General features: G+C 64.2%; 16 protein-coding genes and 2 tRNA genes. 9 read left to right on the forward strand and 9 right to left on the reverse strand.

Features of this window, described 5'->3' with window-relative positions:
• Positions 1 to 69 precede the first annotated feature (69 nt).
• Together VSR68_RS20875 and VSR68_RS20880 are read right to left on the reverse strand one after the other, a co-directional pair.
• Positions 70 to 2,154 carry a 3-hydroxyacyl-CoA dehydrogenase NAD-binding domain-containing protein gene (locus tag VSR68_RS20875; protein ID WP_342941660.1) on the reverse strand — a complete coding sequence of 695 codons (2,085 nt, stop codon included), beginning with the start codon at positions 2,152 to 2,154 and terminating at the stop codon, positions 70 to 72.
• 171 nt (positions 2,155 to 2,325) lie between these two features.
• The gene (locus tag VSR68_RS20880; RefSeq protein ID WP_342941661.1) at positions 2,326 to 4,014 is read right to left on the reverse strand and encodes a 3-(methylthio)propionyl-CoA ligase; all 1,689 of its coding nucleotides are present in this window, start codon (positions 4,012 to 4,014) and stop codon (positions 2,326 to 2,328) included.
• A 151-nt stretch (positions 4,015 to 4,165) separates the two neighbouring features.
• Between VSR68_RS20880 and VSR68_RS20885 the strand changes: the two genes are divergently transcribed.
• The 4 genes from VSR68_RS20885 to VSR68_RS20900 all read left to right on the forward strand — a co-directional run bounded on the left by VSR68_RS20885 (position 4,166) and on the right by VSR68_RS20900 (position 7,630).
• A complete protein-coding gene (locus tag VSR68_RS20885; RefSeq protein WP_342941662.1) occupies positions 4,166 to 5,734 on the forward strand; it encodes a protein adenylyltransferase SelO in 1,569 nt (522 codons plus the stop codon).
• Between the two features lie 247 nt (positions 5,735 to 5,981).
• Positions 5,982 to 6,512 carry a septation protein A gene (locus tag VSR68_RS20890; RefSeq protein WP_090862268.1) on the forward strand — a complete coding sequence of 177 codons (531 nt, stop codon included), beginning with the start codon at positions 5,982 to 5,984 and terminating at the stop codon, positions 6,510 to 6,512.
• Between the two features lies 1 nt (position 6,513).
• Positions 6,514 to 6,840, forward strand: coding sequence for a BolA family protein (locus tag VSR68_RS20895; RefSeq protein WP_087735739.1), 327 nt, complete (start codon positions 6,514 to 6,516; stop codon positions 6,838 to 6,840).
• Positions 6,841 to 6,850: 10 nt separating this feature from the next.
• Entirely contained in the window at positions 6,851 to 7,630 is a 780-nt protein-coding gene (locus tag VSR68_RS20900; protein ID WP_342941663.1) for a peptidylprolyl isomerase, read from the forward strand.
• 184 nt (positions 7,631 to 7,814) lie between these two features.
• Here the strand turns inward: VSR68_RS20900 and purL are convergent, their stop codons facing one another.
• Positions 7,815 to 11,894, reverse strand: a complete 4,080-nt coding sequence (gene purL, locus VSR68_RS20905; protein ID WP_342941664.1) for a phosphoribosylformylglycinamidine synthase — start codon at positions 11,892 to 11,894, stop codon at positions 7,815 to 7,817.
• 459 nt (positions 11,895 to 12,353) lie between these two features.
• Between purL and VSR68_RS20910 the strand changes: the two genes are divergently transcribed.
• The 3 genes from VSR68_RS20910 to pgi all read left to right on the forward strand — a co-directional run bounded on the left by VSR68_RS20910 (position 12,354) and on the right by pgi (position 17,304).
• On the forward strand, positions 12,354 to 13,658 hold the full coding sequence (locus VSR68_RS20910; protein ID WP_342941665.1) for an FAD-dependent oxidoreductase: 1,305 nt from the start codon (positions 12,354 to 12,356) through the stop codon (positions 13,656 to 13,658).
• 115 nt (positions 13,659 to 13,773) lie between these two features.
• Positions 13,774 to 15,375 carry an NAD(P)H-hydrate dehydratase gene (locus tag VSR68_RS20915; RefSeq protein WP_342941666.1) on the forward strand — a complete coding sequence of 534 codons (1,602 nt, stop codon included), beginning with the start codon at positions 13,774 to 13,776 and terminating at the stop codon, positions 15,373 to 15,375.
• 306 nt (positions 15,376 to 15,681) lie between these two features.
• A complete protein-coding gene (pgi, locus tag VSR68_RS20920) occupies positions 15,682 to 17,304 on the forward strand; it encodes a glucose-6-phosphate isomerase (protein ID WP_342941667.1) in 1,623 nt (540 codons plus the stop codon).
• 106 nt (positions 17,305 to 17,410) lie between these two features.
• On the opposite strand, the gene VSR68_RS20925 is transcribed toward pgi, so the two are convergent.
• The gene (locus VSR68_RS20925; protein WP_342941668.1) at positions 17,411 to 18,097 is read right to left on the reverse strand and encodes an ABC transporter ATP-binding protein; all 687 of its coding nucleotides are present in this window, start codon (positions 18,095 to 18,097) and stop codon (positions 17,411 to 17,413) included.
• Here VSR68_RS20925 and VSR68_RS20930 point away from each other — a divergent pair.
• Both VSR68_RS20930 and VSR68_RS20935 read left to right on the forward strand, forming a co-directional pair.
• Entirely contained in the window at positions 18,096 to 18,848 is a 753-nt protein-coding gene (locus tag VSR68_RS20930) for an arylesterase (protein ID WP_342941669.1), read from the forward strand. The two genes, VSR68_RS20925 and VSR68_RS20930, sit on opposite strands and share 2 nt — an antisense overlap.
• 144 nt (positions 18,849 to 18,992) lie before the next feature.
• The gene (locus VSR68_RS20935; RefSeq protein ID WP_342941670.1) at positions 18,993 to 19,331 is read left to right on the forward strand and encodes a hypothetical protein; all 339 of its coding nucleotides are present in this window, start codon (positions 18,993 to 18,995) and stop codon (positions 19,329 to 19,331) included.
• Positions 19,332 to 19,436: 105 nt separating this feature from the next.
• Here VSR68_RS20935 and VSR68_RS20940 read toward each other — a convergent pair whose 3' ends face one another.
• The 5 genes from VSR68_RS20940 to lon form a co-directional block, all read right to left on the reverse strand.
• The gene (locus VSR68_RS20940) at positions 19,437 to 21,365 is read right to left on the reverse strand and encodes a SurA N-terminal domain-containing protein (protein WP_342941671.1); all 1,929 of its coding nucleotides are present in this window, start codon (positions 21,363 to 21,365) and stop codon (positions 19,437 to 19,439) included.
• Positions 21,366 to 21,463: 98 nt separating this feature from the next.
• A tRNA-Asp gene (locus VSR68_RS20945) sits at positions 21,464 to 21,540 on the reverse strand.
• A 42-nt stretch (positions 21,541 to 21,582) separates the two neighbouring features.
• Positions 21,583 to 21,658, reverse strand: a tRNA-Val gene (locus tag VSR68_RS20950).
• 70 nt (positions 21,659 to 21,728) lie between these two features.
• On the reverse strand, positions 21,729 to 22,001 hold the full coding sequence (locus VSR68_RS20955) for an HU family DNA-binding protein (protein WP_007585907.1): 273 nt from the start codon (positions 21,999 to 22,001) through the stop codon (positions 21,729 to 21,731).
• Positions 22,002 to 22,348: 347 nt separating this feature from the next.
• Positions 22,349 to 24,766: an endopeptidase La gene (gene lon / locus VSR68_RS20960; protein ID WP_342941672.1), complete on the reverse strand. Its 2,418-nt coding sequence runs from the start codon at positions 24,764 to 24,766 to the stop codon at positions 22,349 to 22,351.
• Positions 24,767 to 24,825 lie beyond the last annotated feature (59 nt).

Here is a 24,825-nt window from a genome sequence, read left to right on the forward strand (position 1 = left end):
TTCCGCGCTGTTGCTTCGGCGTCATTGCTTCGACGCCGTGCTTCGATCCAGTCAGCGGCCCGTTTGCGTTCAGCCGTTGAAGCCGCGCCCTTGCGCCGCGCGCCCGGCGATGCCGGGAGCAATCTGCCACGCGTCGCCGTTCGCTTGCGCCGCATAACGGCGGATCGCGCGCTCGACGTTGTAGAGCCCGACGGTATCCGCGTAGAGCATCGGACCGCCGCGCCACAGCGGGAAGCCGTAGCCCGTCAGATACACCATGTCGATGTCCGACGCCTTCGACGCGATGCCTTCGTCGAGAATCTTCGCGCCTTCGTTGACGAGCGCAAACACGAGACGCTCGACGATCTCATCGTCGGAAATCTTGCGGCGCTCGACGCCGAGCTCCTTCGAATACGCGACGATCATCTCGTCGATCTGCTTCGACGGATACGCGTTGCGGTCGCCCGCCTTGTAGTCGTACCAGCCGCCGCCCGTCTTCTGACCGAAGCGGCCCGTCTCGCACAGACGATCGGCGACCTTCGAATAGTGCATCTCCGGGTGCTCCTGATAACGCCGCTTGCGAATCGCCCAGCCGATATCGTTGCCCGCCAGATCGCTCATGCGGAACGGGCCCATCGCGAAACCGAATTTCTCGATCGCCTTGTCGACCTGCGCGGGCAGCGCGCCTTCTTCCAGCATGAAGAGCGCCTGACGGATGTACTGCTCGATCATCCGGTTGCCGATGAAGCCATCGCACACGCCCGACACCACCGCCGTCTTTTTGATTTTCTTCGCGACCTTCATGACGGTGGCGAGCACGTCCTTTGCAGTCTCCTTGCCGCGCACCACTTCGAGCAGCTTCATCACGTTCGCCGGGCTGAAGAAGTGCATGCCGACCACGTCCTGTGGACGCTTCGTGAACGCGGCGATCTTGTTCAGATCGAGCGTCGACGTATTCGACGCGAGGATCGCACCTGGCTTCGCGACTTCATCGAGACGGCCGAACACCTGTTCCTTCACGCCGAGCTCTTCGAACACGGCTTCGATGATCAGATCGGCGTCCTTGAGATCGTCATACGAGAGCGTCGGCGTGATCAGCGCCATGCGCTCGTCGAGCGCCTCCATCGTCAGCTTGCCCTTCTTGACGGTCGCCTCGTAGTTCTTGCGGATCGTCGCGACGCCGCGATCGAGCGCTTCCTGCTTCGTTTCGAGCATCATCACGGGCAGGCCGGCGTTGACGAAGTTCATCGCGATGCCGCCGCCCATCGTGCCCGCGCCGATCACGGCCACTTTCCTAATGTCGCGCACGGGCGTATCGGACGGCACGTCGGGAATCTTGCTCGCCGCGCGCTCGCCGAAGAACGCATGACGCAGCGCCTTGCTCTCGGGCGTCTGCACGAGCGCGAGAAAGCATTCGCGCTCGACTTTCATGCCTTGCTCGAAGCCCTTGAGCGCGCCCGCTTCGATCGCATCGATACACTTGTGCGGCGCCGGGAACTGCTTTGCGACGGCCGCCACGCTGTTGCGCGCGAACTGGATGAAGCCCGCCGCATTCGGATGCTCGATCTTGCGGTCGCGGATCTTCGGATGCGGACCGCTTTGCGCACCGACCTTGCGCGCAAACGCGAGCGCGTTTTCAAGCAGATCGCCGTCGACCAGCTCATCGAACAGGCCCGTGCCCGCGAGCTTCTCCGACATGACGGGCGCACCCGACACGATCATGTTGAGCGCCGCTTCCAGCCCTAGTGCGCGCGGCAGACGCTGCGTGCCGCCCGCGCCCGGCAGAATGCCGAGCTTCACCTCAGGCAATGCGATCTGCGCGCCAGGCGCCGCAACGCGATAGTGCGCGCCGAGCGCGAGTTCCAGCCCGCCGCCCATCGCGACGCTGTGAATCGCGGCGACAACCGGCTTCGCGCTGCCTTCGACGGCCTTGATGACCGTCATCAGCGTCGGCTCCTGCAGCGCTTTAGGCGTGTTGAATTCGGTGATGTCGGCGCCGCCCGAGAACGCCTTGCCCGCGCCCGTCAACACGATCGCCTTGATGGCGGGATCGCTCTGCGCGCGGTCGATGCCCTCGATGATGCCCGTGCGCGTCGACAGGCCGAGGCCGTTGACGGGGGGATTGTTCAGCGTGATGACGGCGACGCCGTCGTATGTCGTGTAGTCCACTGCCATCTGCCTGCCTCCATGCCATGCGACCGCGATTCGGATACGCGGCCATGATCGGAACATGCGGACCATTGTCCGCCGTTTTAACGTTCCTTAACGATAGCAGGCAGGATACACAAAAAAGCACGCTCGTTCAATTCACGTGACGTGCCTTTTTCGTGGGGGGGTAAACCCGCTCTACGACGGATCGCTTTTCGCGTGCGCTTCGTCGTCGAACGGGCAGTTTTCGATTTCGAGCGCGGACGGCAGCACGTGATCGCGAAACCGTTCGCGCAGCTTGAGCTTTTGCAGCTTGCCCGTCGCCGTGTGCGGCAGTTCGTCGACGAACACGACGTCATCGGGAATCCACCACTTCGCGATCTTGCCTTCGTAGAACGCGAGCAGTTCTTCGCGCGTCACGTCGGCATCGGGGCGCTTTACGATGACGAGCAGCGGGCGCTCCGTCCACTTCGGATGCGCGCACGCGATACACGCCGCTTCCGCAACGGCGGGATGCGCGATCGCGATGTTCTCGACGTCGATCGAGCTGATCCACTCGCCGCCCGACTTGATCACGTCCTTGCTGCGATCGGTGATGTTGAGGAAGCTGTCCTTGTCGATCGTCGCGACGTCGCCGGTCGGGAACCAGCCGTCGACGAGCGGCGATGCGTCGCTGCGGAAATACCGGTCGATCACCCACGGTCCGCGCACATGCAGATCGCCGAACGCGACGCCGTCCCACGGCAGTTCGCGGCCGTCGTCGCCGACGATCTTCATGTCGACGCCGTACATCGCATGCCCCTGCTTCTCGCGCAGCTTGCGCTGCTCGTCCGGCGAGCGCTGCGTCTGCTCCCACGTGAGCTTCGACAACGTGCCGAGCGGCGACATCTCCGTCATGCCCCACGCGTGGATCACCTCGACGCCATACGTGTCCTGGAACATCCTGATCATCGCGGGCGGGCACGCGGAACCGCCGATCACCGTGCGCTCCAGCGACGAGAACCGCACGCCCGCTTCGCGCACGTGGTTCAGCAGCCCGAGCCAAACGGTGGGCACGCCCGCCGAATACGTGACACGCTCGGCTTCCATCAGCTCATACAGCGACTTGCCGTCGAGATCCTTGCCCGGAAACACGAGCTTCGTGCCCGTCAGCGGCGCGGCGTGCGGAATGCCCCATGCGTTCACATGGAACATCGGCACGACGGGCAGCACGCAATCGCGCGCGGACAAGCCCATCGCATCCGGCAGCGACGCGCCGAACGCGTGCAGCACCGACGAGCGATGCGAGTACAGCGCGCCCTTCGGATTGCCCGTCGTGCCCGACGTATAGCAAAGGTTGGACGCGCAACGTTCGTCGATGAGCGGCCAGTCGAAGTCGCCGTCGTGCTGCGCGAGCAGCGCTTCGTAGCTCGATGCAGGCGTCGACATGCGCGGCATGTGCGCCTCGTCCGTCATCGCGATCCAGCCGCGCACGTTCGGACATTGCGGCGCGAGCACATCGACGAGCGGCGCGAACGTGATGTCGAACAGCACGTAGCGGTCGTCCGCGTGATTGATGATCCACGCGATCTGATCGGGAAAGAGGCGCGGATTGATCGTGTGGCACACGGCGCCGAAGCCCGTCGTGCCAAAGTACGTTTCCAGATGCCGGTAGCCGTTCCATGCGAGCGTGCCGATCCGGTCGCCCATTTCGACGCCCAGCGCGATCAGCGCCTGCGCAAGCTGCTTCGCGCGCTTCTCGCAGTCGCGGTACGTGTAGCGATGCACGTCGCCCTCGATGCGCTTCGACACGATCTCCGTCGTGCCGAAGTGGCGTGACGCATGCGCGAGCAACGAAGAAACCGTCAGCGGCACGTCCATCATCTGTCCATAGAGCGGCTTCGTCATACGCAGATGTCTCCCAGTTTATGTATTCGTTCGAATGTGTGAGCGCGGCCGCGCCGCCGAACGATCAGCCATTCGATATGCGCCGCAGACGCGCGCCCTGCAGCGCGGCGGGCGCGCAATTACAATATCGGTTAATAAAGAGGCGCTCAACATGTCGTTTTCCCCATGCAATGAAGGGCTATCCGTCGGCTTGTCCGGCCCCATGTCGACGGCGGCAAGCACCATCGACAACCAGCGTGAAGGCAGCTTCGCGGCACTCGGCACCGTCTTTCTGACGCGTTTGCCCGCGGCGCCGTTGCCTGCGCCGTATGTCGTCGGCTTCGCACCCGATGTCGCGGACATGCTCGGCTTCGATCCCGCTCTCGCGGGCACGCCGGGTTTCGCGGAGTTCTTCTCGGGCAACACCACGCGCGACTGGCCGTCCGGCTCGCTGCCGTATGCATCGGTGTATTCGGGGCATCAGTTCGGCGTATGGGCCGGTCAACTCGGCGACGGCCGCGCGCTCACGCTCGGTGAAGTCGAGCACGCGGGCCAACGGTTCGAACTTCAGCTGAAAGGCGGCGGACGCACGCCCTATTCGCGCATGGGCGACGGCCGCGCGGTGCTGCGCTCGTCGATCCGCGAATATCTGTGCTCCGAGGCGATGCATCACTTGGGCATCCCCACGACGCGCGCGCTCTGCGTGACCGGCTCCGATCAGCCCGTGCGCCGCGAAGAAATGGAGACGGCGGCCGTGGTCACGCGCGTGTCGCCGAGCTTCGTGCGCTTCGGGCATTTCGAGCACTTCTATGCGAACGACCGCGTCGATGCGTTGCGCTCGCTCACCGATCACGTGATCGACCGCTTTTATCCGTCGTGCAGGCAAGCCGAAGACCCGTATCTCGCGCTGCTGAACGAAGCCGTGCTGTCGACGGCCGATCTGATTCCGCAATGGCAGGCCGTCGGCTTCTGCCACGGTGTGATGAACACCGACAACATGTCGATCCTCGGCCTGACGATCGACTATGGTCCGTTCGGCTTCATGGACGGCTTCGACGCGAACCACATCTGCAATCACTCGGATTCGCAGGGCCGCTACGCGTACCGGATGCAGCCGCAGATCGCGTACTGGAACCTCTTCTGTCTTGCGCAGGGCCTGCTGCCGCTCTTCGGCGAGCGTTACGACGAAGCGCAGCGCAGCGAGCGCGCGGTGCAGGACGCGCAGCGCGTGCTCGAAGGCTTCAAGACGCGTTTCGCGCCCGCGCTCGAAACGCGGATGCGCGCGAAAGTCGGCCTCGAAACCGAACGCGAAGGCGACGATGCGCTGGTCAACAAGCTGTTCGAGATCATGCACGCGAACCGTGCGGACTTCACGCTGACGTTCCGCAATCTGTCGAAGCTGTCAAAGCACGATGCGAGCGGCGATGCGCCCGTGCGCGACCTGTTTCTCGATCGCGCCGCTTTCGATGCATGGGCGAACGACTATCGCGCGCGCCTGTCGCACGAGACGCGCGACGATGCCGCGCGCGCCGAAGCGATGAACCGCGTGAACCCGAAATACGTGCTGCGCAATCATCTGGCCGAAACAGCGATCCAGAAGGCGAAGGAAAAGGACTTCTCCGAAGTCGAGCGCCTTGCGCGCGTGCTGCGCCATCCGTTCGACGAGCAGCCGGAATATGAAGCGTATGCGGGGCTGCCGCCCGATTGGGCTTCGTCGCTCGAAGTGAGCTGCTCGTCGTGACGGCCGGCTTGCGCGACTGCATCAACCGGCCTGCGTTACAATTCGAGCCCAGATAGCGTCGCTCGCGCTCCGCTTTTTTCGCGGGCGCGCAAGCGCGGGCCCATGCGCGCAGTCGCGGACAGATCGACGGCAAGCGTTTTTCGGACCGCCCGGACTGGCCTTTGCCGCCATTCATGTCACGTCACCCGAAACGATCACTGACTGCGCGCATGACGCGCGCCACTTTCCCCGGACTCCCGACCCCACAATGAAATTCCTGTTCGATCTGTTCCCGATCATCCTGTTCTTCGTTGCGTACAAGGTGTGGGGCATTTTCACGGCGACGGCCGTCGCGATCGCCGCCACGCTGGTGCAGATCGCATGGGTCGCGTTCCGTCACCGCAAGGTCGACCCGATGCTGTGGGTGAGCCTCGGGGTCGTCACCGTTTTCGGCGGCGCGACGCTCGTGCTGCACAACGATACCTTCATCAAGTGGAAGCCGACCGTGCTCTACTGGGCGTTCTCGGTCGTGCTGGTCGTATCGGCGATCGCGTTCAACAAGAATCTGATCGAAGCGATGATGGGCAAGCAGATCCAGTTGCCGCATCGCGTGTGGGGTCAGCTGAATATCGTATGGGCCGTATTTTTCGTGCTGCTCGGCATCCTCAATCTGTTCGTCGCGTACAACTTTTCTACCGATGCGTGGGTCAACTTCAAACTGTTCGGCGCGACCGGCTGCCTTGTCGTGTTCATTGTCGGGCAGAGTCTGTGGCTGTCGAAGTATATGAAGGAAGAGTGACATGAGCGACGACGTTTCACCTGATGTTTTTCTTCGAGCAAGCCCCGCCGAGCGCATCGCGCTGATCGAGTCGCGCATCGCGGCCGCGCTCGCGCCCGTCGATTCGATCACCGTGCGCGACGATAGCGCGCAGCATGCGGGCCACGCCGGCGCGTCGGCGGGCGGCCATTACGCGGTGACGATCGTGGCGGCCGCGTTCGCCGGCAAGGCGCGCGTGGCGCGGCATCGCATGGTGTATGATGCGCTGGCCGATGCCATGCAACGCGGCATTCACGCTCTCGCCATCACGGCTTACACGCCAGAAGAATTCAATTTGCTGTCCCGTTAGGAAACTTCCGATGACCTTGAAAAAAACCCGTTATTGGGTCTTGCTGGCTGCTTGCGCGGCCGCGCCTGCATTCGCACAGAACATCGCCGTCGTCAACGGCACGCCGATTCCCAAGTCGCGTGCCGATGCGCTGATCCAGCAACTCGTGCAGCAGGGTCAACAGGATTCGCCGAAGCTGCAACAGGCCGTGCGCGAAGAACTGGTGAACCGCGAAATCCTGATGCAGGAAGCGGTCCGCGAAGGCATTCCGTCGAAGCCCGACGTCAAGGCGCAGGTCGCCGTCGCGCAACAGACGGTCGTGCTGCGCGCGCTGATCGAAAACTACCTGAAGCAGAACCAGCCGTCTGACGCCGAAGTCAAGGCGAAATACGACGAACTGGTCAAGCAGATCGGCGGCAAGGAATATCACCTGCACCACATCCTCGTCGACAACGAGCAGCAGGCGAAGGATCTGATCGCGAAGATCAAGGGCGGCGCGAGCTTCGAAGACCTCGCGAAGCAATACTCGAAGGACCCGGGATCGGGCAAGAATGGTGGCGACCTCGACTGGTCGGACCCGAAGGCTTATGTGCCGGAGTTCGCCGACGCCGCGCAAAAGCTGCAAAAAGGCCAGATGACGGACACGCCGGTGCATACGCAGTTCGGCTGGCACATCATCCGCGTCGACGACGTGCGCGAGACGCCGCCGCCGCCGTTCGAGCAGGTGAAGAAGCAGATCCTGCAGCAGATGCAGCAGGAAAAGCTGCAAGCGTTCGAAGAGGACCTGCGCTCGAAGGCGAAGATTCAGTAAGCGCTCGCCGTCCTGCTTGCTGGCAGTGCTGACTGTCAGCCGGATGTGGAAAAGCCGCCCTCGGGCGGCTTTTCTTTTTTTGTGGACAACGCGCGATCAGCAGGCTTGCATCGTCGTGAACGTAGCGGCAAAACCAAAGGCGCGCAGATCGACCGTCTCACAGGTCGAACCGCGCCCCGCTATATCAGCCCAGCCACTTGCGCGCGTTCTGGAACACACGCATCCACGGGCTGCCGTCCGTCGCGCTGTCCTTCCATGCCTGCGGATGCCAGCTCATCTGCACGTTGCGATGCACGCGCTCCGTGTGCGGCATCAGCACCGTGAAGCGGCCGTCCGGCGTCGTGACCGACGTGATGCCGGCAGGCGAGCCGTTCGGGTTGAACGGATACTGCTCGGTCGGCTGGCCACGGTGATCGACATAGCGCATCGCGACCGCGACACGCGACGCATCGCCCTGCTGTGAAAAGTCTGCGAAGCCCTCGCCGTGCGCAACGGCGACGGGAATGCGCGAGCCTTCCATGCCGGCGAAGAAGATCGATGGCGACGACTGCACTTCGACCAGCGAGAAGCGCGCTTCGAATTTCTCAGACTTGTTGCGCGTGAACTTCGGCCATGCGTCCGCGCCGGGGATCATCGACGCGAGGCTGCTCATCATCTGGCAGCCGTTGCAGATACCGAGCGCGAACGTGTCGCTGCGGCCGAAGAACGCCGCGAACATATCGGCGAGTTGCGCGTTGAAGCGGATCGTCTTCGCCCAGCCTTCGCCCGCGCCCAGCACGTCGCCATACGAGAAGCCGCCGCACGCGACGGCGCCCGCGAAGTCGGCGAGCGTCGCGCGGCCCGACAGCAGATCGCTCATGTGCACGTCGTGCGCATCGAAGCCCGCGCGGTCGAATGCATACGCGGTTTCGAGGTGCGAGTTCACGCCCTGCTCGCGCAGAATCGCGACGCGCGGACGCGCGCCCTTGCCGATAAACGGCGCAGCGACGTCTTCAACGGGATCGAACGACAGCTGCGGCTGGATGCCGGGGTCGGACGCATCGAGCAGCGCATCGAACTCAGCATCGGCGCACGCGGGGTTGTCGCGCAGACGCGCGATGCGCCAGCTCACTTCGCTCCACGTGCGATGCAGCTCGGTACGCGGCGCTTCGTAGATCTTCTTCGCGTCACGCCAGATTTCGATCGTGTCGCGCTCGTTCGGCTTGCCGATCACATGCGAGCACGCCGACAAACCATGCTCGCGCAGCGCGCCGAGCACGGCGTCGCGATCGGCGGCACGCACCTGGATCACTGCGCCGAGTTCTTCGTTGAAGAGCGCGCGGATCGTGCGGTCTTCGCGACGGCCGCTCGTCTGCTTCGCCCAGTCCTTCGCGTCGCCGTAGTCGAATTCGTGGTCGGGATCGAGCGTCAGCATGTCGACGTTCACCGACACGCCCACGTGACCCGCGAACGCCATCTCGCAGACGGTCGCCCACAGGCCGCCGTCCGAGCGGTCGTGGTACGCGAGCAGCTTGCCATCCGCGTTCAGCGTCTGGATCGCGGCGAAGAAGCGCTTCAGGTCTTCGGGATCGTCGACGTCGGGCACCGTGTCGCCGACCTGCTGCGTGACCTGCGCGAGGATGCTGCCGCCCAGGCGCTGCTTGCCGCGGCCGAGATCGATCGCGATCAGCACGGTGTCGCCGGCTTCCTTGTGGCTCAGCAGCTGCGGCGTCAGATGGCGGCGCACGTCTTCGACGGGCGCGAACGCCGAGATGATCAGCGACACAGGCGCGATCACTTCCTTCTCGACGCCGCCGTCGGCCCACTTCGTGCGCATCGACAGCGAATCCTTGCCGACGGGAATGCCGATGCCAAGCGCCGGGCACAGCTCCATGCCGATCGCCTTCACCGTGTCGTACAGCGCCGCGTCTTCGCCGGGGCTGCCGCACGCGGCCATCCAGTTCGCCGACAGCTTCAGCTTGTCCAGCAAAGCAATCGGTGCCGACGCGATGTTCGTCACCACTTCGCCGACGGCCATGCGGCCCGACGCGGGCGCGTCGATCACGGCGAGCGGCGTGCGCTCGGCCATCGTCATCGCCTCGCCGCGGAAGCCCGCGTAATCGACCGTCGTGATCGCGCAATCGGCGACGGGCACCTGCCACGGGCCGACCATCTGGTCGCGCGCCGTCGTGCCGCCCACCGAGCGGTCGCCGATCGTGATCAGGAACGACTTGCTCGCCACCGTCGGATGACGCAGCACGTTGATCGCCGCCTCATGCAGCGCGAGATGCGTGACGTCGACGGGTTGCAGCGGCGTCGATGCGCGCTTCACGTCGCGCTGCATGCGCGGCGGCTTGCCGAGCAGCACTTCCATCGGCATGTCGACGGGCTGGTGCGCGTTGTCGTTTGCGTTGTCCGTGTCGATCAGCTTCAGCTGGCGCTCGGCCGTGGCCGTGCCGACCACCGCGAACGGGCAGCGCTCGCGGTCGCAGAGCGCGGCGAATTCTTCGAGGCGCGACGGCGGAATCGCCAGCACGTAGCGCTCTTGCGCTTCGTTCGACCAGATTTCGCGCGGCGACAGGCCGCTTTCTTCGAGCTGAACCTTGCGCAGTTCGAAAAGCGCGCCCTTGTCGGCGCCGTCGACCAGTTCCGGAAACGCATTCGACAGGCCGCCCGCGCCGACGTCGTGGATGCTCAGGATCGGATTGCCCTCGCCCATCTGCCAGCACGAGTTGATCACTTCCTGTGCACGCCGCTCGATTTCCGGATTGCCGCGCTGGACCGAATCGAAGTCGAGCTCGGCCGTGTTGGTACCCGTCGCCATCGAGCTGGCCGCGCCGCCGCCCATGCCGATGCGCATGCCCGGACCGCCGATCTGGATCAGCAGCGAGCCTGCGGGCAAATCGTGCTTGTGCGTGTGCTGATCCGAGATGTTGCCGAGGCCGCCCGCGATCATGATCGGCTTGTGATAGCCGCGCACGCGGCCCGCGACGTTCTGTTCGTAGGTGCGGAAATAGCCGCCCAGGTTCGGACGGCCGAATTCGTTGTTGAACGCGGCGCCGCCGAGCGGCCCGTCGATCATGATCTGCAGCGGCGATGCGATGCGGTCCGGACGGCCATACGTGTCGAGCTGGTCAGCGCTGTTGCGGTGGCCGACCGGTTGCGTGGCGTCGCGGGCGTTTTCCCACGGCTCGCGGGCATCGGGCAGATCGAGATTCGACACTGTGAAGCCCGTCAGGCCCGCCTTCGGACGCGCGCCGCGGCCCGTCGCGCCTTCGTCGCGGATTTCGCCGCCCGCGCCGGTTGCGGCGCCCGGGAACGGCGAGATGGCCGTCGGGTGGTTGTGCGTCTCCACCTTCATCAGCGTGTGCGTCATCTCGACGTGACGGCCATAGCGTTCGCCGGGCTCGCCGTCGTTTGTCGCCTTGCGCGGGAACCAGCGCTCGGCCATGCCGCCCTGCATGATCGACGAGTTGTCCGAGTACGCGACGATCGTGCCTTGCGGATTGAGCTTCTCGGTGTTGCGGATCATGTTGAACAGCGACATGTCCTGCGTCTCGCCGTCGATCGTCCAGCTCGCGTTGAAGATCTTGTGGCGGCAGTGCTCGCTGTTGGCCTGCGCGAACATCATCAGCTCGACGTCGGTCGGATTGCGGCCGAGCTTCGTGAACGCATCGACGAGATAGTCGATTTCATCGTCGGCGAGCGCGAGGCCGAGTTCCGTGTTCGCCTTTTCCAGCGCCTGGCGGCCGTTCGTCAGCACGGCGACCGTTTGCAGCGGTTTGGCGGGCAGTTCGTCGAACAGGTGCATCGCGTGATCGCGCGACGGCGCGACGCTCTCGGTCATCCGGTCATGCAGCGCGGCGGCGACGGCGGCGCGCGCCTCGTCCGACAACGCCTTCTTGCCGCCCAGCAGGCCGCCTTTCAGCACGACCGTGTATTCGATGCCGCGCTCGATGCGGCGCACGTGCGTGAGGCCGCAGTGATGGGCGATATCCGTGGCCTTGCTCGCCCACGGCGACACCGTGCCGAAGCGCGGCACCACGAGAAAGCTTTCGACAGCGCCTTTGTCCTTGCCCGCGTCGAACGGGTCGCCGTAGTGCATCAGCGCTTCGATCTTCGCGCTGTCTTCCGTGGAAAGCGGCGTTTGCGAATTCACGAAGTGCAGGTACTGGCCGCGCACGCCGACGATGTTGGCGTCGATGCGCGACAACGTATCGAGCAGGCGGGTTTGACGGAAATCGGAAAGGGCCGAAGCGCCGGGGAAACACGAGAAGTGGGCCATGGACTTGACGTTGCGTCGATCGGTTGCGTCGCCGGATGCCGCGTGCGATTGCTTGGGCAATTGCTCGGACAGTCGCGCGTGGAGGCGACGTGAGGCGTAAGGAAGTCCGAGATTATAACCCGGGAAGGCCCGGCAGACCTGGCCTGGGTGGCGCGCCCGACACGCTCTGCGCGTGTTTGCGCCACCGACGCGCTGCGCCCGGTCGATGCACGGCCATTTCAGGATGCGTTCCCGTCAGATTGTGGTAAGCGTCGCGGGGTTTCGCCGGAAGCACTACGCCAAACGAGGGCGGACGTTGTTCCTATCCCACCGGCGCGATGCCGGACGACTCGTTTGACTGCTATCATTCGGCCTTTCATCAGATCGGCGCAGCATCGTCAGCCATTCACGCTGCGCCGCATGTCACGCATTACGGAATACGCCTGGCCTCACGCGCGCCGCGGGCAACTCGAATTAACCATGGATGTCATTGTCATCGGCGGCGGGATCGTCGGCGTCGCCACCGCCTACCAGCTTCGCGCGGCGGGTCATCGCGTGTGCGTCGTCGAGCGGCACGCCACCGTCGCGCAGGGCGCCACGTATGGCCACGGCGGCACGCTGCTGCCCACTCCCCTCGACGTGTGGTTCGGCCCGACCTTCATGCAGCATCGCCAGGCGGCGAAGAGCGGCGTGATCCGAAAAACGGGCTTCAACGGTCCGGTGCGCGAATTCATCCGCAAGCTCTCCGCGCTCGCCGAGCCCGACGCGTTCAAGAAGCAGTTCGCGCTGCTGCGTCCGCTTGTCGAATCGGCGCGGGAGTCGCTCGCCGACATCGAACATCACTTCAACCTCGAATTCGAGCAGTCGAAGGGACAGTTGTACCTCGTGCGCAGCGCGCAGGACTGGGAGCAGACGGAGCCGGCGCTCGAACTGCTGCGGCAATTCGAAGTGCCGCACCACGTGCTGAGCCCGCAGGAATGCCAGAACATCGAGCATTCGATTCCGCTCGAGCCGCACTTCGCGGGCGGCGTGCTGATCGAGGACGAAGGCACGGCGAACTGCCCGCTCTTCGCGAAGCTGATCAAGCAGACGCTCGACGCGCAAGGCGGCGTGCAGTTCCAGTGCGGCCGCGAAGTGACGGGCATCCGGCTCGACAACCAGCGCGCGGCCGTCGAACTGGCGCCCACGAACGGCGAATCGACGCGTTCCTCGCGCGAAGTCGACGTGATCAGCGCGGATGCCGTCGTCGTGGCCGCGGGTGTCGGCAGCCTCGCGCTGCTGGAGAAGCTCAGGCTCGATCTGCCGCTGCATCCGCTGCGGCTGCACAACCTCGTCGCGCCGATCGCACGCGAGGAGTTCGCGCCGCATACGACCGTGATCGATGCCGTCAAGCGCATCACGATCACGCGCAACAATCACCGGCTGCGCATCGCGGGCGGCGCGGTGCTGCAAGGCGCGAGCCAGACGAAGCAGCCGCTGCCCGAACCGTTGACCAAAGAAGCGCTCGCCCTGCTCGGCCAGGCGACGCACGACTGGGTGCCGGGCTCCGCGCGCATTTCGGCGGCGCTGCCCTGGGAAGGCGCGAAGCTGTTGTCGCCGGACGGCTTGCCCGTGACGGGCAACGCGCTGCATCCGCGCCTCTTCGTGAACGCCGGGCATGGCCCCGTCGGCTGGGGCCTCGCGTTCGGGACGGGCAAGCTGATCGCCAACCTCGTGTCGGGCGCGCCGTCCGAATTGCCGCCCGATACGATCGCGGCGCTTCGCCCCGAACGCTTCAACAAATAATCGGGGACGGTCATTCGTCCTATGCCATTGCGCGTGCTGGCATCGGCACGCGCAATGCCACTACCATGAACGTACTCGTCGCTATCGACACTCTTCTACGTTCCGCCAGGCTGCCATGACCGATGCCACTCTGCCCGTCTCGCATTCGATCCTCGTCAACCCACACGACCGGCCGCTCGCGCTCCTGAGCGTGGCCGAGCTGCGCGCGCTCGAAAAGAGCGCCGAAGCCGCGTTGCCCGCGCACACGCTGATGGGCCGCGCGGGGCACGCGGCCGCGCGCTTCCTGCTCGAACAGTTTGCGCATGACGGTTCCGTCGACGCACGCCATCCCGTGTGGCTCGTCGCGGGCCCCGGCAACAACGGCGGCGACGCGCTCGTCGTCGCGGTGGAACTGCAGCGGGCGGGCGTCGCGGTGGAAGTCTGCATGCCCGTCGACGTCAAGCCCGACGACGCCCGCTGGGCATTGGCCGAAGCGCGCGCGGCGGGCGTACCGGTTTCGGGCGCCGTGCCGGCTTCGCTGGACGGCTACGGCTGGGTCGTCGACGGGATGTTCGGCATCGGGCTCGCGCGGCCGCTGGAAGGCGTTTACGCGTCGATTGCGCAACAGCTGTCGGCGCGCGCGAAGACGCATGGGCGCGTCCTCGCGCTCGATGTGCCGAGCGGGCTCGACAGCGACACGGGCAATGTCGTCGAAGGCGGCATCGCCGTGCGCGCCACGCATACCGTCACGTTCATCGGCGCGAAGCCGGGCCTTTTCATGGCGTTCGGGCGCGATCTCGGGGGCGAGGTGACGGTCGCGCCCATCGGCATCGAAGCGCCTCGTGAGTCCGGCGCCCGGCTGAATGCGCCCGTCCTGTTCGTTCCTCATTTTCCGCCGCGCGATTACTCGACGCACAAGGGCACGTTCGGCAACATTGCCGTGGTCGGCGGCGACACGGGCATGTGCGGCGCGCCGATCCTTGCCGCGCGCGCGGCGCTGTACGCGGGCGCGGGCAAGGTGCACGTCGCGTTTCTCGGCACCGGCAGCCCGCCGTACGATCCGCCGCACCCAGAACTGATGCTCCATCCCCTCGACGATCTGCCGCTGGATCAGATGGACGCGTTGTCGATCGGCTGCGGGATGGGCAAACGCGATCGGGCTGTCGAGGTGCTGCGCAACGTGCTGCCGCTCGATGTGCCCAAGCTGTTCGACGCCGATGCGCTTAACCTCATCGCTGCGCACGCCGATCTCGCGGATGCCGTGAAGCAGCGCGGCACATCCAGGAGTGGATCGACGACGGGATCGGCGGCCGATCCGTGCGTGCTGACGCCCCATCCGCTCGAAGCCGCGCGCCTGCTCGGCACGGACGCGAAAACCGTGCAGAGCGACCGCCTCGGGGCCGCGCGCGCGCTCGCCGCAAGCTACGCGAGCGTCGTCGTGCTGAAAGGCACGGGTACGGTGGTCGCCGCGCCCGATGGCCGCGTCGCCGTCAACCCGACGGGCAATGCGGCGCTGGCGACGGGCGGCACGGGCGACGTGCTCGGCGGGCTGATCGGCGCGCTGCTCGGCCAGCGTCTGCCTCGCTATGAAGCGGCGCTCGCGGGGGTCTATCTGCACGGACTCGCCGCCGACGCGCTCACCGCCCGCGGCGAAGGCCCGGCGGGACTGACAGCGGGCGAACTCGCGCCGATGGTGCGCAAGCTGCTGAACAGGCTCGTGTATCCGCGACGGGACTGACCGTTTGCTGGCGTGGCTCGGGCGTTCCGCGCATGCGCCCGCGAAACGTCCCGCTCATGCTTCCCTTTATCTGGTGTACCGGCCCCAGGCATGCCGGCTGTCATCCGGGACCGCTATACTGATTGACTGCGTCGGACGGCCGGGCTTAGGCCACGACGCGAACTGCAGACGCCCGCTGACGGGGCACGAGGCGCGCCGCCGCGCATCCGGCGACCGTACCGCTCAGCCGACTGCGCGTCTGCAGGTTCCTCCCGGCACGCACGATGCGCGGCCGGCCATTCGTTTTCCTTCGTTAGACGGACGGTTATGACTCTCAACTCGCTCCCCGCCTGGAACTCGCTGCAAACACACTACGGACAGATTCGCGATGCGCGCCTGCGCGACTGGTTTGCAGCCGAGAACGATCCCGCGCCGACGCGCGCCGAACGATTCACGCTTGCCGGCGGCGGTCTTGCAGCCGACTTTTCGAAGAACCGCATCACCGATGAAACGCTGCGACTGCTCGTGCAACTCGCGCGCGAGGCGAACGTCGAAAAGCGCCGCGACGCAATGTTCGCGGGCGACATCGTCAATCCGACGGAAGGCCGCGCGGTGCTACATACGGCGCTGCGCGCGAGCAGCCCGACTGCGCCCTTCTACGGAAAGGTGCAGGCCGAGCGCGCGAAGATGGCCGCTTTCGCCGACAAGGTCCGCAACGGCGACTGGAAGGGCTACACGGGCAAGCGCATTCGCCATATCGTGAACATCGGCATCGGCGGCTCGGACCTCGGGCCGAAGATGGTCGTGCACGCGCTGCATCATCTCGCGACGCCGGACATCTCGACCCACTTCGTCTCGAACGTCGACGGCGCGGACCTGTATCGCGTGCTCACGCAGATCGATCCCGAAGAGACGCTCGCCATCATCGTCTCGAAGACCTTCACGACGCTCGAAACGATGACCAACGCCAACTCGCTGCGCGACTGGTTCATCGAGAAGGGCTGTCCGCAAAACGAGCTGGCGAAGCACTTCGTCGGCGTGTCGGCGAATCCAGCCGAGGTCGTCAAGTTCGGCATCGCGCAGGACAACGTGTTCGAGATGTGGGACTGGGTAGGCGGGCGCTATTCGCTGTGGTCGGCCGTCGGTCTGTCGATCATGATTGCCATCGGCCCGAAGCAGTTCGATGAACTGCTCGCGGGCGCCAACGACATGGACGAGCATTTCCGCAGCGCGCCGCTCGAGCGCAATCTGCCCGTGCTGATGGGCATGATCGGCATCTGGTATCGCAACTTCTTCGGCTCGCAGAGCTATCTGGTCGCGCCGTATTCGGAAGCGCTGCACTTTCTGCCGTCCTACCTGCAGCAGCTCGAAATGGAAAGCAACGGCAAGCAGGCGTGTCTGGACGGCTCGTTCGTCAGCTACGACACGTCGGCCGTCACGTGGGGCGAGCCCGGCACGAACGGCCAGCACGCCTTCTTCCAGATGCTGCACCAGGGGCCGACCATCGTCCCGATCGACTTCGTCGCGGTGCTGACACCCGAGCATCCGCTCGCTTCGCATCATCCGAAGCTGCTCGCAAACTGTTTCGCGCAGAGCGAAGCGTTGATGCTCGGCCGCACGCGCGAAGAAGCCGAGAAGGTCGCGGGCCCGGACAAGCCCGAGCTCGTGCCGCACATCATGTTCCCCGGCAATCGCCCGACAACGACGTTGCTCGTCGACGCCCTCACCGCCCGATCGCTCGGCGCGCTGATCGCGCTGTACGAACATAAGGTGCTGGTGCAGGGCACGGTGTGGAACATCAACTCGTTCGACCAGTGGGGTGTCGAGCTGGGCAAGATTCTCGGCAAGGTCGTCGAAGCCGATCTCAACACCGCGAGCATCGATGAGAAGAAGCACGATTCGTCGACATCGGCGTTGATCGCGCGCGCACGTTCCGCGTTGAAGCGCTGATCGGGCATCGCCCGTCACACAAACGCAAACAGGCCTTTGATCTCAAAGGCCTGTTTTGTTTTTGCGCCCGAGTCGACGCACGATTTGAAGCCGTTGCGGCTCGCGCTCAGATCAGGCGCCCCGCTTCGATCGTTATCGTCGTATCGCAGCGGCGCGCCAGTTCGACGTCGTGTGTGACCAGCACGAGCGTCGCGCCGTTTGCGCGGTTCATCTCGAACATCAGATCGATGACGGCGTGCCCCGTCGCGGCATCGAGACTGCCAGTCGGTTCGTCGGCGAAAAGAATGGCGGGGTGCGTCGCGAACGCGCGCGCCAGCGCCACGCGCTGCTGTTCGCCGCCCGACAGCAGCTTCGGATAATGCCGCATCCGCTCGCTCAGCCCGACTTGCGTGAGCAGCGTTCGCGCGCGCGTGTTGACGTCGCGTGGCGACAGCCCGCCTTGCAGTTCGAGCGGAAGCGTGACGTTTTCGAGCGCCGTCAGATGCGGCATCAACTGGAACGACTGGAATACGAAGCCGACCGAACCGTTGCGCAGCGCGGCGCGGCCGTCTTCGTCGAGTTCCGTCAGTTCGCGGCCGAGCAGACGAACCGACCCCGACGTCGCGCTGTCCAATCCGGCGAGCAGTCCAAGCAGCGTAGACTTGCCCGAGCCCGATGCGCCGACGATCGCGACGCGGCTGCTGGCTCGAATCGACAGATCGATGTTATCGAGGATCGTCAACTCGCCTGTCGCGTCCTTAACCCTCTTGCACAGACCCCGCACTTCGATGACTGGATCGGTTTTCTTTGGCATGGTGAAGCGTAGGTTGAAAGTGCGCGCCGCTGCGTCGATCGCGGCGCTGACCGCGGCAGGTGTTGCCCTCGCCTTCGCCGCGACGTTTTGCGCGTACGCCCAGGCCGCCAATAGCGCAGACGCCAGCGCCAACTCCGCCGCAACGGCGACTACGGCTTCGACCGCTGCAGGCACCAATACGCAGCGGTCGAAGCCGACGATCGTCGTGCTCGGCGACAGCATCTCGGCCGAATACGGGCTGCCTCGCGACACCGGCTGGGTTTCGCTGATGCGTCAGCGTCTGTCGAGTGAGCGGATCGATTATAACGTTGCGAATGCGAGCATCAGCGGCGACACCACGAGCGGCGGGCGCGCGCGCCTGCCCGCGTTGATGCAGCGTCTGAAGCCCGCCATCGTGATCGTGGAACTCGGCGCCAACGACGCGCTGCGCGGTGTCCCGCTCGGCACGACAGAGGACAATCTTCGCACGATCATCAAGGAAGCCCAGCAGGGTCACGCGAAAGTTCTGCTGATCGGCATGTACGTGCCGCCCAATTACGGCCTCGACTACACGCAAAAGTTCCACGGGCTGTACGGCGAACTGGCGAAGCAGTTGCGGGTGCCGCTCGTCCCATTTCTTCTCGCCGGAATCGAAAACAAGCCGGACATGTTTCAGTCCGATCAGATCCATCCGACGCAACAGGCACAGCCCCTGCTCCTCGACAACGTGTGGCCGGCGCTGAAGCCGCTACTCCACACCACGTCCCAATGAACGCGCGTCCGCTCATGCCGGTCCGTGACGGCGCGCCGACAACTCGTCTCGAATAATGGGAAACGTGATCAGGCGCGGTCATCGGAAGAGCACGCCTGATTTCGACTACCGGCTCGACTCGAGCGATTTCTGGAAGGAGATAACGTGAAATACTTACCGCTTGTCGCCATGGCTGTCGCCATTTCCGCTTGCGCCGCGCAGCCCGCCGGCGTGCAGTCCGTCGGCACCAGCCAGCAGCCACCGAGGGCTGTCGGCCAATGCATCGCGAAGAAGTGGGCGGACAAGTCGCAGCAGCAGGTCGTGGCACAAGATACCTTGGCCAACGATCAGGCGCTGGATGTCTACGTCCCCGGGCAGCAGCCGCCGAACGGCGCGGCCGCGATCGTGCGTCCGAACTATCGGGGCACGGGCACGTGGGTCGGGTTCCGCGCCGCGGCCGGCGCAGGCAGCGACGCAACGAGCGATATCAGCGCCTGCCTCTAACGCCCACGCGCCACTCGTCGCGAAACGCCCCGCATGTGCGGGGCTTTTTGATGTCTGCATGAAGCCGCCTGGAACGGCCTCATGCGTCGTTGAAGCGGGCTTACTCTACTCGCCCGACTGGCCGCTTTCGAGCGAGCCGTACATCTTCACCTTGGAGCGCTCGCGCAACGCGTCCAGATAGGCTTCCGCTTCGGCCTGCGCGTTCACCGATGCAATCTGCTGCTGCGCAGCCGCGAGACGCTTCGAATCGGTCGGAGCCGGCGGAACCACAGCGTTCACGCGATAGATCACGTAGCCGTCCGCACCGAGATCGACACCGACGTAAGCCGGCAACTTTTGGGCATCGGCCTTGTAAATTGCACCCAATGCGGCAGCCGGCACGCCCTGCGCGTCGTTGCGCGACACCTTCAGCGAAGACGAGAAACCGTCCGTCGACTTCGACTTCTGCAGATCGGCCAGCTTCGCTTCGGCTTCCTTGCGGGCCAGGTCGGCGGCCTGCTGTACGACGAGCTTTTGACGCACGGCATCCTTGATCGCGGCGAGCGCGGGCACGGCAGCCGGCTTGTAGTCGGTTACGTGCGCGGCGATCAGCGTGTTGCTGCCGACGTCGATGGCCTGCGTGTTGTTGCGCTCCTTTACCGAATCGTTCGCAAAGACGGCAGCGAGGAACTTCGCGCTGTTCAGCGGGCTATCAGGCGGCAGCGCGGTGTTGGCCTTCGGCGTGACCGTCGCGGTCTGGATCTGCAGCTTGTACTTGTCCGCGGCCGGCTGCAGGCTCTTCGCCTGTTCGTAGACGGTCGACGTGAAGCCTTCCGAATCGTCGCTGAATGCCTTGGCCGCAAGCTGCGTCTTCAGGTCCTTCGCAATGGAGTCCTTCACTTCGTCGAAGGGCTTCGTCACCGACGGCTTCACGTCCGTCACCTTGACGATGTGATAACCGAAGTCCGACTGGATCAGGTCGCTGATCTCGTCCTTCTTCATCTTGAAGACCGCGTCGTCGAACGCCTTGCCGCCCGCGATCATGCCCGGGCCGAAATAGCCCAGGTCGCCGCCCTTCGATGCCGAGCCGGGGTCTTGCGAATCCTGCTGCGCAAGCTGCGCGAACTGATCGGGATGCGCCTTGACCTGCGCGAGGATCTCTTGCGCTTTCTGCTTCGCCTTGTCCTTGTCGGCGGCGCTCGCGTCCTTCGGCGCCGCGATCAGGATGTGGCTCGCGCGCACTTCGGCCGTCGTGCGGAAATGCGCGATGTTGTCGTCGTAGTACTTCTTGAGGTCGGCGTCGCCCGGATTCGCCGACGCAGCGAGCGTGGCCGGCGACATCACGAGGTACTGGAGCGTCGCCGTCGCGGGCGTCGCGAAGTCGTTGCTGTGCGCGTCGTAGTACGCCTGGATTTGCGCGTCGGTCGGATGCACCTTCGACTCGTACTCCTTCGCGTGGAACGCTAGACCCTGCACTTCGCGCTGCTGCTCGGCGAGTTCGGTCAGATGCTGGGCGAGCGTCTTCGGCGTGAACGCCGTCTGCGTGATCACGGCCGGCAACTGCTGCATCGCCATGCTGTAGCGGATCTGCTCCTGGTATTGATCGGGCGTGAGGCCCTGCATCGCAAGGAGTTCTTTGTATTTGTTGAGGTCGATCGACCCGTCGGGATTCTTCAACGAACCGATCACGGGGTCGGCCAGCAGCGCGCGGCGCAGTGCATCGTCGGAGACCGTCAGATGCAGGCGTTGCGTTTCGTCGGCGAGCACGCGCTGTTGAATCAGGCCGTCGAGCATGTCCTTGCGGCGCTCCGGCGTGTCGAACACCTTCGAGTCGAACTGGGCACCGAGCATCTGACGCGCGCGGTCCATCTGCTGGCGCCACGCGTTGTCAAATTCGCCGCGCGTGATCTTGTGGCCGTTGACGCTCGCGACGTTCGAGCTCTCGTCAAAGAACCCGCGGAAGCCCTGGATACCCACAAAGCCCAAGCCCGGCAGAATGACCAGGATGAGCATGAACATCATCAGACGTTGGTGATTGCGGAAGAAATCGAGCATGCTTGAAGAGGCAATAGTCAGATGCCAAAAACGGAACGCCCGATAGTACAACAGCGGGCAATAAAAAAGGCGAACCGGAGTTCGCCTTTCTAGGATACTGGCGGAGTGGACGGGACTCGAACCCGCGACCCCCGGCGTGACAGGCCGGTATTCTAACCGACTGAACTACCACTCCTTTTGCTGCATATGCTGCAAGCGTGTCACTTCAATCCGGAACTGGTGGGTGCTGAGAGGCTCGAACTCCCGACCTACGCCTTGTAAGGGCGCCGCTCTACCAACTGAGCTAAGCACCCGCTCCGAGATTGCCGCCGCCTGATTGCTCATGCCGATTTACACCGGCAATCTCATCAAGCAGCGAGCCCATTAGTTTAACGCATCCTTCAGCGCTTTGCCAGGCCTAAATTTCGGGACCTTGGCTGCCTTGATCTTGATCGCTGCGCCCGTGCGCGGATTGCGGCCCGTGCGAGCCGTGCGCTTGCCGACGGCGAACGTGCCGAAACCGACCAGCGTGACCGAACCACCTTTTTTCAACGTGCCTTTGACGCCACCGATCACGGCATCCAGCGCACGGCCCGCCGCCGCTTTCGAAATGTCGGCTTGCTGTGCGATGTGATCGATTAATTCCGTTTTATTCATTTAAAGCCCCCGAGTGTGTAGTTGGGCAATCATGAAAGCGCTTAAGCGCCCGGTTATCTGCGGCACGGCATAATTTGCCGGCCACTCATTAGAATGGGCCGAAACCCTTGTGTCAAGCGGGGTTGGGCCTGATTCGAAGGGTGTGTCAAAGGCTTGTCGATGACAAAATCTTGCAAAGAGACCGATGCAGATGCAACAAATCCGGCTGATTAAAAACGATATTCGGGAGAGCGCATACGAAAAAACGTTTGCGCGGTTTCTTCGGCATACGCAAATAAAAAACCCGCGGACCAAGCCGCGGGTTTTCTCTTGCTGACAAGCCCGGCTGTCACCGGCTGATCAGATGCTTAGTGCTTTACGACATCGCTGGCGCCGGCATCCTTCGATTCACCGACGGGCGCAGCCGCCTTCGGCTCTTCTTCAGGCAACGGCGACGGCACGCGTTCGAGCGCCAGTTCGAGGACCTTGTCGATCCAGCGGACAGGGACGATCTCGATTGCGTTCTTCACGTTGTCCGGAATCTCCGTCAGATCCTTGACGTTTTCTTCCGGAATCAGCACGAGCTTGATGCCGCCGCGATGCGCTGCCAGCAGCTTTTCCTTCAGCCCGCCGATCGGCAGCACTTCGCCGCGCAGCGTGATTTCGCCCGTCATCGCGACATCCGCGCGCACGGGGATGCCCGTGAGCACCGACACCAGCGCCGTCGTCATCGCGATGCCGGCGGACGGGCCGTCCTTCGGCGTCGCGCCTTCCGGCACGTGGATGTGGATGTCCTGCTTCTCGAACGCTTCGTCCTTGATGCCCAGACGGCGCGAACGCGAGCGCACCACCGAACGCGCGGCTTCGACGGATTCCTTCATCACGTCGCCGAGCGAACCCGTGCGGATCACGTTACCCTTGCCCGGCATCACGGCTGCTTCGATCGTCAGCAGATCGCCGCCGACTTCCGTCCACGCGAGGCCCGTGACCTGACCGATCTGGTTTTCCTTCGCGGCCAGACCGAAGTCGTACTTGCGTACGCCAAGGAACGTGTCGAGGTTTTGGCCGTCGACCGTGACCACGTTGTCCGCCTTCTTCAACAGAAGCATCTTCACGACCTTGCGGCAGATCTTCGATATTTCACGCTCGAGCGAGCGCACGCCCGCTTCACGCGTGTAATAGCGAATGATGTCGCGGATAGCCGCCTCCGTGACTTCGATCTCACCAGCCTTGAGGCCGTTGTTCTTCTTCTGCTTCGGCAGCAGATAACGTTGCGCGATGCTGACCTTCTCGTCTTCCGTGTAACCCGACAGGCGGATCACTTCCATCCGGTCGAGCAGCGGCGGCGGGATGTTCAGCGAGTTCGACGTCGCGACGAACATCACGTCCGACAGGTCGAAGTCGACTTCGACGTAGTGGTCGGCGAACGTGTGGTTCTGTTCCGGGTCGAGCACTTCGAGCAGCGCCGACGACGGATCGCCGCGGAAATCCATGCCCATCTTGTCGACTTCGTCGAGCAGGAAGAGCGGATTGCGCACGCCGACCTTGGTCAGGCTCTGCAGGATCTTGCCCGGCATCGAACCGATGTACGTACGACGGTGGCCGCGAATCTCGGCTTCGTCACGCACGCCGCCCAGCGCCATGCGCACGAACTTGCGGTTCGTTGCACGCGCAATCGACTGGCCCAGCGACGTCTTGCCGACGCCCGGAGGCCCGACGAGGCACAGGATCGGCGCCTTCACCTTCTCCACGCGCTGTTGGACCGCGAGGTACTCGAGAATGCGTTCCTTGACCTTTTCGAGTCCGAAGTGGTCTTCGTCCAGCACGCGTTCCGCATTCGAGAGGTCGTTGTTGACCTTGCTCTTCTTGCGCCACGGCAGGCCGATCAGCGTATCGATGTAGTTGCGCACGACCGTCGCTTCCGCCGACATCGGCGACATCAGCTTGAGCTTCTTCAGCTCGGCGTCGGCCTTCTTCTTCGCTTCCTTCGGCATGCGAGCGGCCGTGATGCGCTTCTCGAGTTCTTCGAGATCGGCACCCTCTTCGCCCTCGCCCAGTTCCTTCTGGATCGCCTTGACCTGTTCGTTCAGGTAGTACTCGCGCTGGCTCTTCTCCATCTGACGCTTGACGCGCCCACGGATGCGCTTTTCGACCTGCAGGATGTCGATCTCGGCTTCGAGTTGCGCGAGCAGATGTTCGAGGCGCTCGATGACCGGGAACATTTCGAGGATCTGCTGCTTCTGGTCGAGTTTGAGCGGCAGGTGCGCGGCGATGGTATCGGCGAGACGCCCGGCTTCGTCGATGCCCGACAGCGACGTGAGAATTTCCGGCGGGATCTTCTTGTTCAGCTTCACGTACTGGTCGAACTGCGACACGATCGCGCGGCGCAGCGCTTCCGTTTCGGCGCTGTCGGCGTGGTCGGGCTCGAGCGGCATGACTTCGCACGAGAATTGCGTTTCCTGCTCTTCGACAGTCAGCGTTTTCGCGCGCTGCAGGCCTTCGACCAGCACCTTCACGGTGCCGTCGGGCAGCTTCAGCATTTGCAGGATGTTGGCGACACATCCTACTTCATACATGTCCTTTTCGGTCGGCTCGTCTTTGGCCGCCGTTTTCTGGGCGACAAGCATGATGTGCTTGCCACCTTCCATCGCGGCTTCCAGCGCCTTGATCGACTTCGGGCGACCCACGAAGAGCGGAATCACCATGTGCGGGAAGACGACTACATCGCGCAGCGGGAGCAGCGGAAGTGTGATGCGTTCCGGCGGGAGGAGTTGGGTTCCTGACATTTCATTTCCCCATGAGTGGAATCAGTTTGTTCGGTAGTTGAGGCCGCATAAAACGATTG

Source organism: Paraburkholderia phymatum, assembly GCF_038900715.1.
Lineage (GTDB): Bacteria > Pseudomonadota > Gammaproteobacteria > Burkholderiales > Burkholderiaceae > Paraburkholderia > Paraburkholderia phymatum_A.